Genomic DNA, 18,437 nt, shown 5'->3' with positions numbered 1-18,437 from the left:
GTCAACGTTTACGTTTTTCTTTATTATCAAAATGCTACGGCATATGGGGAATTAGATATGCCCTTTCAGCAATCATTTTTATTTTACATCTTGAACCAATAACTTTCATGTACTTGATAACACAACCAAACTGGGTAAATGAATGATGCAAGACTAATTTATTCACATAAGATAAAATGAGCAATTTGCCTTTCAGTTATTGGGGTATTATTTAGTCAATAAAGCTGGAGGGCCATTCCTCCTTTTTCCCCTGCATGGTTACCATGCAGGGAGTTTTTAAAAATTTAAATTCCAAGAATATGATCACTAGACTTTTGGGCTTTCTGCGAAGCACTTAAAGAATCCTGCTCTTATCTAGAATAAAATTTGCATTTATCTCGAATTCAAGTCTTCCAGATAATGGCCCGATACATTAATAAAAGCGCAATCCTTTGCTCCAGAATTGCGCCCCGATTGCTGAACTGTAAATGTCCTTTGATTACGCACACATTGATTACTCAATTTATTTAACTTTCCTCTTTTTCGTTGCCATGTTCTTGGTAAAAATACTTTTTACTTGGCTTTAATACTGAAATTGAAAAGATAAAAGATGAAAACAACATGAGAAGCGCCAATGTGACAATCGTAAGTCGTAAGGAAACAAGGTCAGCTACAACCCCAATTGCAAGTATAAAGATTACTTGAACAGCACTTTGAACTAACTGATAAACACTTGTTACTCTCCCCATGACTTCAACAGGGACGTTGTTTTGATAGAAAGTCATGATTCCTGCATTTAAGAACACGTTAAAGAAACCTAAGATTAAAAACCCGACAACAATGGATGAAAAAGACCACGAAAATGCATAAATGACATAACCAATCGTCATCATGATTAGACCAATAGTAATCATATACCTAAGTGAGAATTTGTTCGAAAAAAACGATAATAAAACCGCACCAACAACAGAGCCAATTCCAGTTATGCTAATTAACAGGCTATAATCAATTTCGGAAAGCCCGATTACTTGTTGTGTAAAAACAACTTCTTGTGTATCCATGGCAAAAGAAAAAATCATGATCATAATAAAACCAAGATAAATAAAGGATACATATTTATTGTTGAACATGAACTCACGAACAACCGTGAAGTCACGAATCACCTGTGAAATTGTTAATGTAGGGATGGTCTCTTTATCAATGTTTTCTTTCTCCGGAAGAAATAATAATAAAATTGCTGAGATTACAAAAAATATTGCATTAAGCCATAATGTCGATTCGATAGATGTTAACAATATAAGTGAACCACCAATTGCAGGCCCAATAATAAACGCTCCAGAAGTCGTAAATGAACGAATTGATTTGAAGCGCTTTCTTTTTTCTTTTGGAACGAGAATTGTAACGTATGTTATTGCTGACGGATTGAAAAAGGCATCCGCCATCTTTAAGATAACGAGTATCCCGTAGATTACCACCATATTTGGTGCAAACGGTATCATGCCGATGAACATCGCTCTAATTATGTACGTTACTATCATTACTTTTCGCTTGCTTCGATAATCGATAAAACTTCCTGTCCAGAGCTTCGTTACAATATTCGTTAATGGTCCGATGATCCAAAGTCCCGCAACAGCTGCCGCTGAACCAGTAATCTGATAGACAATGATATTTATCGCTACTAAGTAGATAAAGTCTCCGATATTTGAAATTCCGATGGAAGACAACAATATTGCAGGATGTTTCCAACCCTTTATGTTTTGTAACATGCACAATTGACTCCCTATTATGGATATAAAACTTTTCTTCAAAGTTATAATTAAAACACTATTATTTTATTCATAATTCTTTCGATGAATTTGCTTACACAATCATCTCCCTCAACCTGGTCCGATTTAAAAGTTATACGACTTATTAGATTAGGGCGCCCTATTCTGGAGCAGCTCGTATTGGATAAAAAAATTACCACAACGGTTCATCTTTATCGCTCAATTTAATTCGATAAAGAAAGAATGGAACTAATAAAAGACTTAAATATCCTAACGTGAACATCCTTTGTGTCTCAGCAGAAATATATTGTTTATGTCCACACTTGGGGCAGTTTTTCCCATTCTTTGAAAACCCGAGTGACAAAACCTCTTTGGCTTTCCATTTGTAATCACAGATGGTGCAACGTGCCACAAAATCGCCTCCATTCCTTTGCCTTTATTCCACTCTTGCGCCCGTTTGCTTAACTTGTTCAACTAACGCATCCTTTAGTTGAGGATCTCAAACTATTTTTGTTTCTTCTTTCTTGAAAATACCAACCATTAACATAACGAGTCCGATTATGAAAATAAAGGGGAAAATATACCACATTATCAATCCTGCCCAAGCATTTTCTACAATGAATGCATAGGTTAACCCTATCGCAAAAGCTAAAACTGGTGAAATTGGTACCATAAGAGCAATGCCCCATACCTTATATTTTTTATTTTTTGGTTTATCTACGCTTAGCAGAAAAGCTACAAGCGCACCTATAAATGCAATTAAATACCCTATAACAATCGCTATTTTATCAATCCTCTCTATTTTAATATCTTCTTCTTTCACTAAACTGCTCCGTTAGTTCAATATTTTCGTATTTAGAAATGGGAACCAACCATTATTCAAGATTAGCCCCCGTTTCGTGAAGACTCGAATCCGAGATACTCTCGAGTTGATCTTCAACTAAAGCACCCGTTAGTTACACATAAAGACTTACACAATAATTGCATATTATATAAATGATGTGACAATAAGTTACTATTTCTTACCTTTTAGTTCTAAAAGGATAGGTGCTATATTTAGTAAGATAGAAACAATTGTCAAAAACCATAATGCCCTTTCCATACCGGGTACTACATCTCCTAAAGCTGACCAATCTTCTGCTTTTACCCACTCAGATACAAGACTGTATTCTGCACAAAGTGTTAAGGCTGTAAATGATAATCCTAGCGCCATAGCAAGCTTATAATCCTTTCCTGCTATATACATATAAAGATTTATAAAAGTTATTACTATTGCAATAACCCCAAATATTACCCACATAATTATACCTCCATATAAAGCTTCCTTGAGTCTTCAACAGCAATGGACTATTTTTTTATAGTCATTCTATGGAGATTACTCACCTATGTTTTTTATATGTACTACCAACCACATATGTAGAAATCATTGAAAGTGGAATAAGAAGCAATATAATAAACAGAGATAAAATATGTGTCTTTGGATTTAGAGGCACAAAGGAGTTAAATATATACTCACAAATATTCCAATATAATACAAAGAAGAAAATAGCTATGACAAAATTGACGAATTTCATTACAAAACTACTCAAACCCAGTTAACCCCTTCCTTGAGAATTCCTCAGCTTTCCTTCCTATTAGCTAATAACAATTATTTCAAATTTCCATCATTGTAACAATAAGTTATTCCAGAAAAGTAGCAATAGGTAAGCCTTTGAGGTTATCGCCAGCTTTTCCCCTGCTCCACACGGAGCGTGCAGGTTTCCTCGCACTCCGCGTTCCATCTAACAAAATATACTAAGTCATAAGTTCCTCGTTACTTTTTGTTTGGGATTTTTAAATCGTTTCAAGCTCACATTTCCTTCGGAAACGGTTAACCTTATTTATCATATCACCAGTAAGCTGAAACTCCTGTATAAGTTCATCAATCATCTTTATATTAGTGGCATGAATTAGCTTGTGTATCCCTTTGTGTAGGATACGAAGGTTATTAAATTGGTCGCTTCCACCAAGAGTTAACGGTACATAATGGTGACAATGGACATCTGTCGCAAGCAATTCTAGGCCTGTAATTTCACATCTCCCCATTTTCATACTGTACCGACTGATGCGATTATCCATGTATTCCACACTTCGGTTTGGAAGTGTGGATTTCATTAGTGTACCTATTTCACTTTGGATGTCCGAACGTAACTTTTTGTGTATCATGTTTCTGCCTTCTTCGGTGAAAGGCGTCATTTTTGGAGTGAATCCTAAGGTCTTCACCGTTTTAACATCCGCGATTGGAAATAGATAAATACCAGCGATTTTAAATGTTTTAAAGTTATGATAATACATCTTTTTATAAGTCGGTGGTGGTTGGAACGGGTGACCATATTTACCAACTGGTCTAAGATGGTTATAGATGAACGCACCTAAGTCATAGGCAAGACGTGAAAACTCCAAATTAACCTTGGTAGCCCTTTTGAAATACTGATGAATTCCTAAAACAAAACTGTTAAAGAGCAATGCATTCATTGCCGAAGGCGAAGCTTTGATTCTTCGAACCAGTTTCTTCGTTTCTTTCTTGATTTTTTGCTTTTTATCTTCTTTAACACCGGTGCGGGCAACTCGCCTTTTGCCCTTTTTATCGGCACGGATGGTAAATCCTAAAAATTCTGACTCCCGTTTTCGCAAATTTACTATTTGCGATTTTTCCGGCGAAATATCAAGATTCAGACGGTCCTTGAGGTATAGTCTTGCAGCATGATACCACTTTTGCGCCGTTTTTCCATCCTTGCAAAGAATTTTAAAGTCGTCCGCATAACGGACGATATAGCCTTCTTTGAGGGAAGAACGCTTTTTGGCGTATCTTTCGCCAACTTTGGATTGATAAGGTTTAGTCAAAGGGAAGAACTCCCATTGTCCAGCTATCCATTGGTCAAGGTCATTAAGCACAATGTTTGCCAATAAAGTTGATAAGATGCCGCCTTGCGGCACACCTTCATTGGGCACCCCTTCATTGTCTATTTCAGCTTTCAACATTCTGCCAATACAAGCCAATACCTTTCGGTCTTGAATTCCCATGTTCCATAGTTGCTTTATAAGCAATGTATGATTAATATGGTCAAAGAACCCTTTGATATCAACATCCACTACAAAATGAAAAGAAGATAAATTGATAAGTTGTTGGACTCTCGCCATTGCGTGGTGAGCCGAACGAAGGGGCCTAAATCCATAACTGTGGTTGTAAAATTTAGCTTCAGCAATCGGCTCAAGTACCTGTTTAAAACTTTGTTGGATGACTCGATCCAGAATACAAGGTATACCAAGTGGCCTTTGCTTGCCATTACCTTTATCAATCCATTTTCGTCTGACTTTCTTGGGGCAATAATTTTCCAGTTGCCTCCGGATTTTCATCACCAGTTTTTCTTCGGACCACTCTTTCAGGTCATTTATCGTTTTTCCGTCAGTTCCAGGTGTTTTGGAACCTTTATTGGATTTGATAGTACGGTAAGCGAGCAATATATTTTCTCTGCATATAATGACATCGTAAAGATGTGAAAAAGATTGTTGGTTCCCACTCTTATCATACAAATCAGTAAACGTCTTAGTCATATCGTAATAATCCCAATATCGTAAAGCTTGCACTGTGGCATCCCCCCTATAGGAGTGATGTTCCCACGTTCCTACCCGACCGGTGCAATGCACGTATGGAAAATAACTTTTCATTTCATTAGACTTGGGGCTGTTCCTCCATTCCCATTACAGGAAATTCATCAGTCATGCCCCTACCCTCACAAGGATAAATGTCTTTCGGCATAAGCCTTATGACAAACGTTTCAGATGACAGTCCTTGTTTCAACGTTCCTTGCTTTCCAAGTCCCTTACAACCTAGCTATACATACTGAACTTAGGTGTCCCCTGGAAGCCTGTGAGCCGGATACCGCCTTTGTCCGGTATAGCGTGTTTCATAGGGCCAATTTTTACTACACACCACTCACCCCATCGTTGGATGGGACATAAGTTTCCCTATGTTCAAACTCTAGACCTGTATATTCGGTTATTCGTCAGTTTCATTTCTTAGAAACCATTCTCACCATATCCAGTTTTTCAGCCGTTGGGCATATCCGTTGGCATACCTTCTCCGAAGGAGTGGCTTCAGCCTTCGTTCTGCCTAATCTACCTGTACTTCAGACCCTGTAACCTGTCAGTCACAACGCATGCAGGAGTATTGACGGGATAGTTTCGGGAAACATGGTTCCGTCATTCCCATCCTCGGTTGTAAAGTTGGAATCCATCTGATTCCCCGCAGTTCACGTCATGGGACGTTTATAGCGGAACTTGTCGCGCTGGCCCGTTTGTTGAACAGTCACCTTTCAATCATAAGATCCATATCCTTATCAATAACGTTCGTTTTTGATAATAAGCATCTGAAGGAGGAAATTTAGCTCTCTGTCCTTGGAATTCCAGTTTCAAAAGACGTATCATAAACAAAGTATTAATATATACACTTAATAACCTTTTTGATAATATATAAGTAATGAATTTCAAAAGGGGTTACAATATATGTTATTTGGGTATGCTCGGGTAAGTACAAAAGATCAAAATTTACATATGCAGTTTGACGCGTTAAAGCAATATGGGGTAGAAGAGAAAAATATTTACTCAGAAAAAATCACGGGAACGAAAAAGGATCGTCCGGCATTCGCGGAAATGATGAAGTATCTACGTGAGGGAGATACGGTGGTTGTTTATAAACTCGATCGAATTGGTCGTAGCACAAAACACTTGGTGGATCTAATCAATGGCTTCCAGGATAAAGGCATTAATTTTGTTTCTATTAATGAGAACATTGATACCACAACAGCGATGGGAAAATTGGTTTTCACGATTTTTAGTGGTTTAGCTCAGTTTGAACGTGACATTATTTCTGAACGAACGAAGTCCGGATTAGATGCTGCCAGATCCCGAGGACGAAAAGGTGGTCGACCAAAAAAAGACCAATCCAAGTTGGATATGGCCTTTCGCATGTATGATAGTAAGGAATACAGGATTAAAGAGATATTGGATGCTACCGGCTTAAGTAGAGCTACTTTCTACAGATACTTAGGAGAACGGAATAATAATACTAAATAACGCTAACTCCAAAAGACCTTAAGCTAACTAGCAGTTTAGTTTAACTGGCCAAAATACTCTTACAGCAATAAAAAAATGCCTACGAAATCAATTGCGACTTCATAAGCGATTTTAATAGTTTCTTTGTGTTTTGTACTTAATAACGAAACCAGATAGTTTATCCCACACTCTTTTTAGTATTATTAATCCGTCTATGTTTTTTCTCCCGTAGTTTTTCAATATAACCTGTACCAAATAGAACACCAGCTACAATAAATACAAATCCAATTAATTGTGAAGTTGTAATTGTTTCATTTAAAAAAATAACGGAAAATACAAGACCAAAAAATGGAACAAAGTTGTTAAATATAGCTGTTTGTCCTGCACCTATCTGCTGAATAGCTGCATTAAAAACAATATATCCAATTCCTGTTGCCACTAACCCTGATACGATAAATAAAAAGTAAGTAAATAAAGATGCAGAAGTCATTTCACTGACCCCTCCAGGCTCGATTATAAAACTAATAATCAACAATCCAATTGAGCCAGCTAGGTACATTATTGTTGTTACATGTTTTGAATCAAGTGTTTCTGTTGCCTTTTTTACGAAAATAAAACTAATGGCTTGGACAAACATGGCAATAAATAAAATTAATTCTCCCTGAGATAATTGCATGTTACTGAATGATCCACCCTGAATAAAGAAGACGCCGGTTAATGCTAGAATAAAACCAATCACTCGTAATTTTGTTAATTGTTCACCTAAAAAGAGAACAGCAAGTATTGCAGTTGTGAGTGGAACTAATGCAAGAATTAAAGAAGCATTCGAAGCATCAATCATTGTTAAGCCTACTGCTATAAGCAAGTGGTGTAAGATGACACCGAATAACATTCCAAATAATGTATAGATCCATTCCTTTTTCGATAGACGACGAAATGATTTCCCCAGAACGATTATGATTAATGCTGTAATCCCAGCCATCATAATTCGAAAAGCTGTCATTGTTTGAGGGGGTAAATCTTCCACCAATACTTTAATTATAACAAGATTAAGTCCCCAAATAGCTGTAACAAAAAATACTAAACCGTAAGTTAGTAATAAGCGTTTTTGATTCACAAGTTACTCCTCCATTTTCCAAGTGTAATACTATGTTCAACTATAAGTGCTATATTACTTTAACGTGTGTATAACACTCAACACACTTTTATAACACTTATCCTTTGTGTTTTCATCTGTGGAACTTCTGTATGAAGACTTACTTAATAGCGTTTTATCCTTATGTATGAATGAATTTCATTCAAGTGTTAAAATAAATATATTAACATCTGCTATATGAAATAAATCTATAACACTAACTAAATGTATAACACTTAGGAGGATTTATGGTGCAAATTGATATTCAAAGAAATGGGGAATCACTATCTAAACAAATATATCAATCTATTGTTGACCGAATCCGTTCAGGACTTTTGGAAGAGGGATCGAAGTTGCCTTCTGTACGCAGTCTTTCCAAACAACTGGAAGTAAGTTTGGTTACAGCTGTCAAGGCGTACAAACAATTAGAACAAGATGGATTTGCTACTTCTATCCAAGGAAAAGGTACTTTTGTAAAAGCAAAAATTAGCGAGAAAAAGAAAGAAGAAGCAATACCTTTATACGATTGGCAATTATCACTTCAAGATTATCTACCAAGATCCCAGTTTGCTCGTTATCATATTGCTCCCCAAAAAGTCCACCTTTCATCGTCCATGATAGATCCTAAACTACTTCCAAACAGATACTTTGAGCATGAGGTACAACAGGTTCTTTCGGAGAATCCAGAGTTATTGTCTATATACGGGAATGTTCAAGGTGATAATCAACTAAGGAGTGAAATGTCTGCCTATTTAAAAAGGTCAGGGGTTACTTCTACACCAGAAAATATCTTAGTTACAAGTGGTCTTCAACAAAGTATAGATCTTATTGCACGTACATTTGTTGGACCTGGGGATGTGGTGGTAATGGAAGCACCGACATACCCGGGGGCAATTGATATTTTTCGGGGAAGAGGTGCTACCATACTTACGGTGCCTGTTGATAAAGATGGAATGCGAATAGATATACTCCAAAACGTGTGTGAAAAACATAAACCAAAAGTTATCTTTACGATTCCTACATTTCATAATCCAACAGGTGTTGTTATGTCTCTAAAACGACGTAAGCAGTTACTTGATATAGCGGGGAGTATCCATTGTATTATTGTGGAGGACGATCCATGCAGTGAGATTTATTTTGAAAAAAAACCACCTGTCACCCTTAAAAGCATGGATCAGTTTGGTAATGTAATTTATTTAAGAGGATTGAGCAAAACGATTGCTCCGAGTTGTAGAATAGGAATATTAACAGCTTCTGGCTCTATTTTCAATCGTTTATTAGCTGCAAAAGCAAATGCTGATTTAGGAAGTCCTTTACTTACACAAAAGGCTATTCTTCCCTTGATTAACTCTAAAAGAATGATAGATCACTCAAAGAAGTTGAGGACGGCTCTAAAAATCCGAAGAGATTTAGCTCTTGATTTACTTACAAGTCTTTCTCCTGAAGGTGTATCTTGGACGATACCAGAAGGAGGATTAAATTTATGGATCAGTTTGCCTTCTTGGATTGATAGTCATCTTCTTTTATCAGAAGCAAAAAACCAACAGATAACATTTTTGCCAGGATCAGCATGTTATCCAGTAGGGCAAGAAAATAATCATTTGCGTATTAGTTACTCATATATAAATGAGGAACTATTAACACATGGAATTAAAACATTATGTAATATCTTTCATGCTGCGATTTCATCCCAAAAAATAAGTGAAAATAGGCCAAATTTTTAAATTGAGTTATTCCTTGAAAAATAAAACAGATTGTTAGAAAGAAGAGAGAAATAAGCAAACCGTTTACGGTTGATTACTTCTCTCTTGTGCTTGAAAGATCACCATTGTAAATTGTTTAAGAAAGATAAAATGTCAGCTTGGATTTCTTCTTGATCCTCACCTAATGTCATTAAATGTCTTGAATTGGAATAACCCTTTACACTTTTACTTTCCGAAGATACATTTTGATAGATATAATCAGCACTTTCTTTATATAAGACTTCATCTAATTCTCCATATAAAATACATATAGGCTTCTCAATTCTCGACAATCCTTCCATTGTTAAGTCAATGTATTCCTTAAACTGTAATAAACTATTAAATGAAGATGCTTTTAAATGATCCAATTCACGAGATATTTGCTCCTTGCCTTTTCCTTCTAATTGTTTATAAGTTAATGCATATTTTAGGACACGACTTTTTAACATGTCTACATCTCTCTTATAAGGAACAGACATCGTAACTATACCATTAACATTTAATTTTTGACCTACGTTTAAAGCGAAAATGCCACCTAATGATACACCAATTACAGCAATAGTTTGATAACCCTCATTCTTTAAAAATTGGTAACCTCCTTCTACACTTTTCCACCAATCACTAGAGTTCTTAAGAAGTAATTGTTCGCTGGATAATCCGTGTCCCTCATATAACGGAGCGAAACAAGTATAATTTTCTTGATTCAGGTACCTTCCTAGTTTTTTCACATCCACCGTATTGCTAGTAAAGGAATGCAATAATAAAACCGCCTTTTTCCCGCCTTTTAATAAGAAAGACTTTGGTTGAACGACTTTCACCATTCATTTCCACCCCTATATATCCAGAATTTCTTTATAGTTGGTATTATATACTTTATTTTATCTGAAAACATTTGGGTTGGTTTATCAAACTTTATTTCAAAGCAACATTAAATACCTATTTTTTCTTGTGAAAAAGTGTACTTAAAGTAATGGGTGCTTTAGCTTAACAGGCCAAAGTAAAAAGTCGGTTCCTTAGCGTATGGGAATTCGACTTTTTTAGGTTGAAGTTTGCTTAGCGTATGTTTTCCTCGTTTTGTTGGTAGGACCCCCTGATTATCTCCTTTTTTTCATGAGTTGAGGAAAATTTACTATGAACCGTTCTCTTTACTCTCCTTAATGGAGTAAACCGTATTACGAGAAAGCCCTGTCTTTCGATGAATGTTTATCACCGATTCTGTTTGATTAAGTAAACGTACGACTTCATCATAGATCACTTTATCCTTTCCTTTAGCTCCCGCATGATATCTTTTCTTTCCACCCTTATAAGTGCCCTTCTTTTTGGCAATTTCAATCCCCTCACGCTGCCGTTCTTTAATCATTTTCCTTTCAAACTCTGCTGTTGCGGAGAAAATGGAGACAATTAGGTCACTGTATGGATTATCCTCTCTTGTATCAATTCGCTCTTTTAATGTGACTAGTCCTGCATTCTTTTCACGTAATTCTTGAATCACTTGTAAAATATGAATCTGTGATCGTCCAAAGCGTGTTAGATCATGACAAACAACCACGTCATTTTTACGAATCTGATGTAAAAGCTTTTCAAATTCAGGTCTAAACATAACACCACTCTCTTTTTCAATCACAATATCTTCACAACCATAAGCTTCTAATTCTTTAATTTGACGATTTAAGTTTTGCTCATTGGAACTTACTCGTGCATAGCCAAATATCATTACTTTCACCTCAATTGGGTTGAACAACCCTGAATGAACATTTTATACCTTGATATTACAGAATTTCGTTTTGTTTGTACAGGGTGTACTCAAATTGAACACATTGATCTAACGGAGAGAAGGAAGATCTTTAGCAATTTTAATCTTACTGGGACATCACAAGATGAAAGGTATTTTTCTCTGAAGTCACAGTAGTTTAAGATAAATATTCAACTAGAGTTGGAATTCCATACGAACTAACAGCATTAAAATCTTTCCACACGAATTATACTACCACAATTACTTGCTGGCTAAGCTTACAGATAGGGTATTTGCAGCAGTATGGCAACGATTAAGTTGCGAACGAGATCATTTCAAAATACCGTCATAAAGCCTCACCCCCTTTCTAAAAAGGGAATGAGCCACCACCCATGAAAGCCTTCTTACACTATGTTAACCAAAACACCGTTTTTTGGGAAGCTGCTCCAAATTTATGTAGAAAGAAAAATTTAAAAGCACAAAAAGACTACCTCCTTACGTAAGGAAGTAGTCTTTTATAACAACTAACTATTTATGCATTGTACAGCCTCACAATAAGCTAGGAGAAAGTGTAGGAAATACCCTACATCATTCCTCCCATTCCACCCATTCCGCCCATGTCAGGCATACCGCCGCCACCGCCGTTGTCTTCTTCCGGGTGATCAGCAACGACTGCTTCAGTAGTCAAGAACATAGCCGCAACAGATGCTGCGTTTTGCAGAGCAGAACGAGTTACTTTTGTTGGATCGACAATACCGCTTTCAACCATGTTTACCCATTCGCCAGTAGCTGCGTTGAATCCAGTACCTACTGCTTCACCTTTTAGACGTTCTACAATAATAGAACCTTCTAATCCAGCGTTGTGTACGATTTGGCGTACAGGTTCTTCGAGAGCACGTAGCACGATGCTTCCACCTGTAGCTTCGTCGTCTTGCAGGCCTAGACCTTCAACGGATTTGACGATGTTTACAAGCGCGGTACCACCACCAGCAACAATACCTTCTTCTACTGCTGCTCGAGTTGAGTTCAAGGCATCTTCAATGCGTAGTTTACGCTCTTTCAATTCTGTTTCTGTAGCTGCACCCACTTTAATGACAGCTACGCCGCCAGCAAGTTTAGCCAGACGTTCTTGTAGTTTTTCTTTATCGAATTCTGAAGTAGATTCTTCAGCCTGGGCACGGACTTGAGCTACGCGGGAAGCGATTTGCTCTGGGTTTCCGTTTCCTTCAACGATTGTTGTGTTTTCTTTAGTGATCACTGCTTTGGATGCACGTCCAAGCTGATCAATTGTAGTGTTCTTCAGATCTAAGCCAAGATCTTCTGTAATAACCTGACCGCCTGTTAGTACAGCAATGTCTTCAAGCATTGCTTTACGGCGATCACCGAAGCCTGGTGCTTTAACTGCTACAGCATTAAATGTGCCGCGAAGCTTGTTGACAACAAGTGTTGCTAGAGCTTCACCCTCTACATCTTCAGAGATTAATAAAAGAGGCTTGGACTGCTGTACAACTTGTTCAAGAACAGGCAGAACTTCCTGGATGTTGTTGATCTTCTTATCTGTGATCAAGATATAAGGATCTTCAAGAACAGCTTCCATCTTATCCTGGTCTGTTACCATGTATGGAGAAGCGTATCCGCGGTCAAACTGCATTCCTTCAACCACTTCTAGTTCTGTGTTAAATCCTTTAGATTCTTCAATTGTGATAACACCATCGTTACCCACGCGCTCCATAGCTTCAGCGATTAGCTGGCCTACTTCATTGTCAGAAGCAGAAATAGAAGCTACTTGAGAGATAGACTCCCGGCCTTCGATTGGCTTAGAGATTTTACGAAGTTCTTCTGTTGCAACTTCTACTGCCTTTTCAATTCCGCGGCGGATTCCTACTGGGTTGGCACCAGAGGTTACGTTTTTCAACCCTTCACGGATCATAGCTTGTGCAAGGACAGTCGCAGTTGTTGTACCGTCACCCGCTACGTCGTTTGTTTTAGAAGCAACTTCGGATACAAGCTGTGCACCCATATTCTCAAAGTGATCTTCCAATTCGATTTCTTTCGCAATGGTTACCCCATCATTGGTAATAAGCGGGGAGCCGAATTTCTTATCAAGTACCACATTACGTCCTTTTGGTCCTAGTGTTACTTTTACGGCATCTGCCAATGTATCTACACCACGAAGCATGGCGCGGCGTGCGTCTTCACTAAATTTAATTTCTTTAGCCATTATAAATGCCCTCCTTATCAAATTCGTATCGATATCCTCTATGGGTTATCCCATTGTAGATATTACTGAACGACTGCTAAAATATCACTTTCGCGAATGATTAAGTATTCATTGCCTTCATATTTTACTTCAGTACCTGCAAACTTAGAATAGATGATATGATCACCTTGTGAAACTTCAAGTGCAATCTTCTCACCGTTATCCGTTACACGACCTGTTCCAACCGCTACGATTTTACCTTCTTGAGGCTTTTCTTTCGCAGAGTCTGGAAGCACGATACCGCTTGCAGTAGTTTGTTCTTCCTCTACTAATTCAATTACAATACGATCACCTAGTGGCTTTAACAATTAGGACACCCTCCTTAATAAGGTTCGTTTCTTGTTTTGTGTCGGTTATTAGCACTCTGTAATGTTGAGTGCTAACACAATTCTTATCATAATCAATTCATCTCCGTTTTTCAAGTAAAAAAAATAGATTTTTTATCAGCAATTTTCAACAAATTTTTTATCGGGCTGACCCCTTATCCTTCCTCGTGGTTTTTAAACTATGATAAAATACATAAGGTAAATCATGTTACACCTATTTCAACAAAGGGTAAGCTTCTCTTAGGCCTTGCCCGATTTAAAAACACTACTTTGTATGAATGTTACTTGTGACTAGATCTATAGATGAACGGAAGCAGTTTATTTTTTATAATTGGAAAAAGGAGCCGTGCCTAGATGCCTAAACGATATTGGTTAATTATTCTTACTTATGTGATTACTCAGCTATCCGCGATCGTTGGAATGCCGCTTGTAGTGTTTGCTTTTGACCTGAGTAGATCTGATGCTATTGCAGTGTGGTCAGTGTTCAGCTTTACGATCGCCACCATCATCATGCTGGGTTTATTAAAGAAAGATATGAAACAGGCTTCCTTACGGGAAGATCGATCTGGTCCTGGAAAGATTGTGCTTTGGTCGATTCTAGGTGTATTTCTTGCCTTATTTTCTCAAGGAATAGCCGCCCTGATAGAAACGGAAATCTTCGGGGTTCCGGCTGGGTCCGAAAATACGATGAATTTAATGGAGATCGCAAGGAAGTCTCCATTGTTTATTCTTCTGCCTGTTGTATTTGCTCCTATTACAGAGGAAATTATCTTTCGTAAAGTCATCTTTGGTTCTATTTACAAAAGGTCTAACTTTTTTGTTGCTGTTCTAGTATCAGCGCTCATATTTGGGGCGTTCCACTTTGACTTTAAGCATATGCTTGTCTATTTCTCCATGGGCGTTGTGTTTGCCTTCTTGTACATCAAAACAAAGAGCATTATTACACCCATAATTGCTCACATGGCGATGAATTCTTTCGTTGTGTTTACTCAATTCTTTATTTCCGAAGAAGAAATTCGCCGTATGCAGGAACAGTTGCAGACGATTCTGTTTGGAGGGCTAATGTAGATGAGGATGTCACCGATATTTATGGCTCTTCTTTACTTTGCGATGGGGGTGGCTTTCACCTATATTGCCGCCCACTCTGCGGAAGAGAGTTTATGGAATTTCAGAACTTTACTTCCTGCCCTCATTGCCACTTTTAATTTCGCGGTCACGATTCGTTTAATAATCACCTACATGAAAATAAAAAAAGCTAATAAGTAATTCCTAAATCCTGAATCATTTAGTGGAGAACTAAGAAGAACTGCTTAAAGAGTATCCTGCTCTTCAAGCGGTTCTTTTTATTAAACTCTTTCTGTTTGTTGATCATTCTGCACTCCTTTTAAAATAAAGGAAAAAGGAATTGCGAGAGTAAGCACGCCAGCAGAGACGAGGAACGCTTCATTCAATGTCTGCAATGTGGCAGCCTGCATCCCAACGTCCGGAGCAGCTGCAATTTGTGCCCGCCTCACTTCATAATAAATCGAAAAGAAAACAATGCTGAGTGACGAGGAAATTTGCCTGATGATATTGTTCATAGCAGATCCTTGCGCGACGAGACTTTCAGGAATTGCATTCATTCCTGACGTTGTAGCAGGCATGTTCCCCATTCCCATTCCTAATCCGCGAATCGTATTAAGGACGAGGATCAGCCAATATGGTGTGGAGAGCTGCAGCATCCCAAGTCCAAACGTAGCTCCAGCCATGATGGCCAGCCCGGGTGGCACGACATATTTAGGACCTTTTTTATCAAGCAGGCGTCCTCCAATGGACATGAAAATACCACTTGCCACTGCAGCCGGGAGAAACAAGAGTCCTGTCATGACTTCCGATAAACCGTACACATTTTGGATAAGCAACGGCAATAAGAATATTCCTGAGAATAGCCCGATGGAAGCAGAGGAGGTGACAACAATCGAAAACGTATAAGTCGGGACTTTAAACACTGATAGGTTAAGCAATGGATCCTGTTGACGATTTTCGTAATAAACGAATCCAACTAGTGCTGCCAGTCCACTGGCTATCAGGGCTATATTTAAGGGATCTCCTAATGTCTCAATGCTGCGTCCTCTTCCTAATGCATACAAAATTGATCCGATTCCAACTGTTATGATAATAAATCCAATATAGTCAAATCGCTTTTCCGGATTGGTTTCGGTCGGTTCAAGAAACTTCATAGACAAAACAAGCCCTATCAGACCAAATGGAATGTTAAAGACAAATAACCAGGGCCAGTCCAGGAACTGAATAATAAAACCGCCGACTGTCGGTCCAATTGCCGGGGCAACCATGGCTGCTACCCCATACACTCCAACTGCCAGCCCTCTCTCCTGGCGGGGAAATGAATTAAAAATCAGGGCCATCGCAATGGGCATCATTAAACCGCCAGCCATTCCCTGGATAGCCCGCGAGAAAATGATCATGCCTAGTGATTGCGAGAATACCCCACATAAAGATCCCACAATAAAGATGCATAACCCCGTTATATACACTTTCTTTTTTCCAAAACGATCTCCAAAGTATCCCGTTAACGGCATGGTCATTCCCATTGACACCATGAAAATCGTCAGGATCCACCCGACGGACACTGCATTGGAGTCAAAAATTTCTATGAACCTTGGCAGTGTGGGATTAAGCATACTGTTGTTTAAAATAACTGTAAATGTTCCAAAGAGAACAGAAACGACGACCAGCCATTTGTGAGACAATTTCTTCATTCTTTCCCCTCCCTTCTTATTTAGACATACGAACTATTCAGTTTATACCCATTCCTTATAGGCATTAACCTCATTAATGAAATAGGAGAAAGATGGGTTCAATCACATAAATGAGTAGTGTTCATATACTATCCAAAAAGGAGGGGATACCATGTATCAATTGGCTTTGCTTTACCTGGCCTGCATTCTAGCAGGTTTCGCCTTAGCAAACTTACCAACCTCATCTGTGATTACCGCTGGAATCGTCAGCTTTTTTAATATTATCGGCGGAATTGCTATTATCGTCTTCGCATTGGCGTTGCTGTACCTTGGTGTCAAAGCTCTCATAAATAAGTAATTCTCAAGTATAAAGAGACCGCCTCCATAAGAGCGGTCTCTATATTTTGATAAATAGAACCTTACCGTACGATCCTACTCTTCTTCTTTTAAAGGGTAATGCTTTAGAAAATACACAAGTGCCTGCAGTTCAATGGCCAGGTCAATATGATGAACCCGGACGCTTGTGGGTACTGTAATCCGAGCCGGTGTAAAGTTCAGCACGCCTGATATTCCCGCTTCCACCAATCTATCGGCAATTCCCTGCGCTGCTGAGGCAGGGACTGTTAAAATCGCAACATCTATCTCCTTCATATATTGTTCTAAGTCATCAATGTGCTTCACAGGCACGCCGCCAACTTCTTCTCCGATCCTTTCCTGACTTGCATCAAAGGCTATCTCTATTCTAGTGTTATTATTTTTCGTGAAATTATAGTTTAGAAAAGCCGTCCCTAAATTTCCGACTCCTATTAGGGCAACTTTAGTAGTCTCATCCTGGTCCAATGTTTTTCTGAAAAAAGAAAGCAAATATTCTACATTATATCCATAGCCCTTTTTTCCGAGCGCTCCAAAGTAGGAAAAATCCCTGCGGATCGTAGCCGAATCGACTTTTACAGCTTCGCTGAGCTCTTTCGAGGAGACACGCAGCTTTCCCTGGCTGTGCAGATTGTTCAAAAAACGATAATATAACGGCAGTCGCTTCGCCGTCGCCTGTGGAATCTTCGTATGCTCTACATCCATTTCTCTACCTCCTCGATCCGTCTTCTCTTCGGTAATCTCCGCTCTTTCCACCTGTCTTCTCCTCTAGATAAGTAGGACCGATCACCATTCCTTTATCCACAGCTTTACACATGTCATATACCGTTAAAGCTGTGGCCGAAGCTGCGGTTAAAGCTTCCATCTCTACACCGGTGCTTCCTTTCGTTTTCACCTCTGCTTCGATCAGCAATTGATATCCATCCTTCACTTGCCAGTCAAATCGAACGTCAATCCCTTTTAACGAAAGCGGATGACACATCGGGATCCAATCCGGCGTCTTTTTCGCTGCCATGATGCCGGCAATCTGAGCCACGGCTAATACGTCACCCTTTGCCATCGTTTGGTTTTTTATTTTATGATAAATCGATTCATTCACGTTCACACTTGTCTTAGCTACAGCGGTCCGAACCGTATCATTTTTTTCAGATATATCGACCATTCTGGCGCGTCCCTGGTCATTAAAATGAGTAAATTCAGCCATGTCCAAACTCCTTTTGCCAAATCAGTTAATGAAACAGTACTCTTATTCTACCAAAAAATCAACTCAAAGTCGTTGACGCGTTTGTAAAT

At 38.4% G+C, this 18,437-nt stretch carries 17 protein-coding genes; 5 read left to right on the top strand and 12 right to left on the bottom strand.

Translation table 11 applies throughout. From position 1 onward, the window contains the following. Positions 1 to 506: 506 nt before the first annotated feature. The 4 genes from P9989_RS02550 to ltrA all read right to left on the bottom strand — a co-directional run bounded on the left by P9989_RS02550 (position 507) and on the right by ltrA (position 5,372). A complete protein-coding gene (locus P9989_RS02550; RefSeq protein ID WP_283077260.1) occupies positions 507 to 1,745 on the bottom strand; it encodes an MFS transporter in 1,239 nt (412 codons plus the stop codon). Positions 1,746 to 2,244: 499 nt separating this feature from the next. After that, positions 2,245 to 2,568 carry a hypothetical protein gene (locus P9989_RS02545; RefSeq protein WP_283077259.1) on the bottom strand — a complete coding sequence of 108 codons (324 nt, stop codon included), beginning with the start codon at positions 2,566 to 2,568 and terminating at the stop codon, positions 2,245 to 2,247. A gap of 192 nt (positions 2,569 to 2,760) precedes the next feature. Then, complete coding sequence (locus P9989_RS02540; RefSeq protein ID WP_283077258.1) at positions 2,761 to 3,045, bottom strand: hypothetical protein; 285 nt, start codon at positions 3,043 to 3,045, stop codon at positions 2,761 to 2,763. Between the two features lie 533 nt (positions 3,046 to 3,578). After that, positions 3,579 to 5,372: a group II intron reverse transcriptase/maturase gene (gene ltrA, locus P9989_RS02535; protein WP_283077257.1), complete on the bottom strand. Its 1,794-nt coding sequence runs from the start codon at positions 5,370 to 5,372 to the stop codon at positions 3,579 to 3,581. 918 nt (positions 5,373 to 6,290) lie between these two features. On the opposite strand from ltrA, the gene P9989_RS02530 reads away from it, so the two are divergent. Further along, entirely contained in the window at positions 6,291 to 6,860 is a 570-nt protein-coding gene (locus tag P9989_RS02530; protein WP_283077256.1) for a recombinase family protein, read from the top strand. A 157-nt stretch (positions 6,861 to 7,017) separates the two neighbouring features. On the opposite strand, the gene P9989_RS02525 is transcribed toward P9989_RS02530, so the two are convergent. Then, entirely contained in the window at positions 7,018 to 7,956 is a 939-nt protein-coding gene (locus tag P9989_RS02525) for a DMT family transporter (protein WP_283077255.1), read from the bottom strand. A gap of 269 nt (positions 7,957 to 8,225) precedes the next feature. Here P9989_RS02525 and pdxR point away from each other — a divergent pair, with 269 nt between their 5' ends. Beyond that, positions 8,226 to 9,698 carry a MocR-like pyridoxine biosynthesis transcription factor PdxR gene (gene pdxR / locus P9989_RS02520; RefSeq protein WP_283078811.1) on the top strand — a complete coding sequence of 491 codons (1,473 nt, stop codon included), beginning with the start codon at positions 8,226 to 8,228 and terminating at the stop codon, positions 9,696 to 9,698. Between the two features lie 98 nt (positions 9,699 to 9,796). On the opposite strand, the gene P9989_RS02515 is transcribed toward pdxR, so the two are convergent. The 4 genes from P9989_RS02515 to groES form a co-directional block, all read right to left on the bottom strand. Further along, positions 9,797 to 10,537 carry an alpha/beta hydrolase gene (locus P9989_RS02515; protein WP_283077254.1) on the bottom strand — a complete coding sequence of 247 codons (741 nt, stop codon included), beginning with the start codon at positions 10,535 to 10,537 and terminating at the stop codon, positions 9,797 to 9,799. A 308-nt stretch (positions 10,538 to 10,845) separates the two neighbouring features. Then, entirely contained in the window at positions 10,846 to 11,430 is a 585-nt protein-coding gene (locus P9989_RS02510; protein ID WP_283077253.1) for a recombinase family protein, read from the bottom strand. A 601-nt stretch (positions 11,431 to 12,031) separates the two neighbouring features. Next, positions 12,032 to 13,669 carry a chaperonin GroEL gene (gene groL, locus P9989_RS02505; protein ID WP_283077252.1) on the bottom strand — a complete coding sequence of 546 codons (1,638 nt, stop codon included), beginning with the start codon at positions 13,667 to 13,669 and terminating at the stop codon, positions 12,032 to 12,034. A 62-nt stretch (positions 13,670 to 13,731) separates the two neighbouring features. Then, positions 13,732 to 14,016, bottom strand: a complete 285-nt coding sequence (gene groES, locus P9989_RS02500) for a co-chaperone GroES (protein ID WP_079525677.1) — start codon at positions 14,014 to 14,016, stop codon at positions 13,732 to 13,734. A 372-nt stretch (positions 14,017 to 14,388) separates the two neighbouring features. On the opposite strand from groES, the gene P9989_RS02495 reads away from it, so the two are divergent. Further along, a complete protein-coding gene (locus P9989_RS02495) occupies positions 14,389 to 15,102 on the top strand; it encodes a CPBP family intramembrane glutamic endopeptidase (RefSeq protein ID WP_283077251.1) in 714 nt (237 codons plus the stop codon). After that, positions 15,103 to 15,300 carry a YdiK family protein gene (locus tag P9989_RS02490; RefSeq protein ID WP_283077250.1) on the top strand — a complete coding sequence of 66 codons (198 nt, stop codon included), beginning with the start codon at positions 15,103 to 15,105 and terminating at the stop codon, positions 15,298 to 15,300. It abuts the gene before it with no gap. An 80-nt stretch (positions 15,301 to 15,380) separates the two neighbouring features. Here P9989_RS02490 and P9989_RS02485 read toward each other — a convergent pair whose 3' ends face one another. Then, entirely contained in the window at positions 15,381 to 16,793 is a 1,413-nt protein-coding gene (locus P9989_RS02485; protein ID WP_283077249.1) for an MDR family MFS transporter, read from the bottom strand. Between the two features lie 151 nt (positions 16,794 to 16,944). Here P9989_RS02485 and P9989_RS02480 point away from each other — a divergent pair, with 151 nt between their 5' ends. Further along, positions 16,945 to 17,130: a hypothetical protein gene (locus tag P9989_RS02480; protein ID WP_283077248.1), complete on the top strand. Its 186-nt coding sequence runs from the start codon at positions 16,945 to 16,947 to the stop codon at positions 17,128 to 17,130. A gap of 74 nt (positions 17,131 to 17,204) precedes the next feature. Here P9989_RS02480 and P9989_RS02475 read toward each other — a convergent pair whose 3' ends face one another. Further along, positions 17,205 to 17,849, bottom strand: a complete 645-nt coding sequence (locus P9989_RS02475; RefSeq protein WP_283077247.1) for a redox-sensing transcriptional repressor Rex — start codon at positions 17,847 to 17,849, stop codon at positions 17,205 to 17,207. Between the two features lie 4 nt (positions 17,850 to 17,853). After that, positions 17,854 to 18,348, bottom strand: a complete 495-nt coding sequence (gene moaC / locus P9989_RS02470; protein ID WP_283077246.1) for a cyclic pyranopterin monophosphate synthase MoaC — start codon at positions 18,346 to 18,348, stop codon at positions 17,854 to 17,856. Positions 18,349 to 18,437: the final 89 nt, after the last annotated feature.

This window comes from Halobacillus naozhouensis, from assembly GCF_029714185.1.
In the GTDB taxonomy this organism is placed as follows: Bacteria; Bacillota; Bacilli; order Bacillales; family Halobacillaceae; genus Halobacillus_A; species Halobacillus_A naozhouensis.
This window is presented reverse-complemented; position numbering and strand designations above follow the sequence as displayed.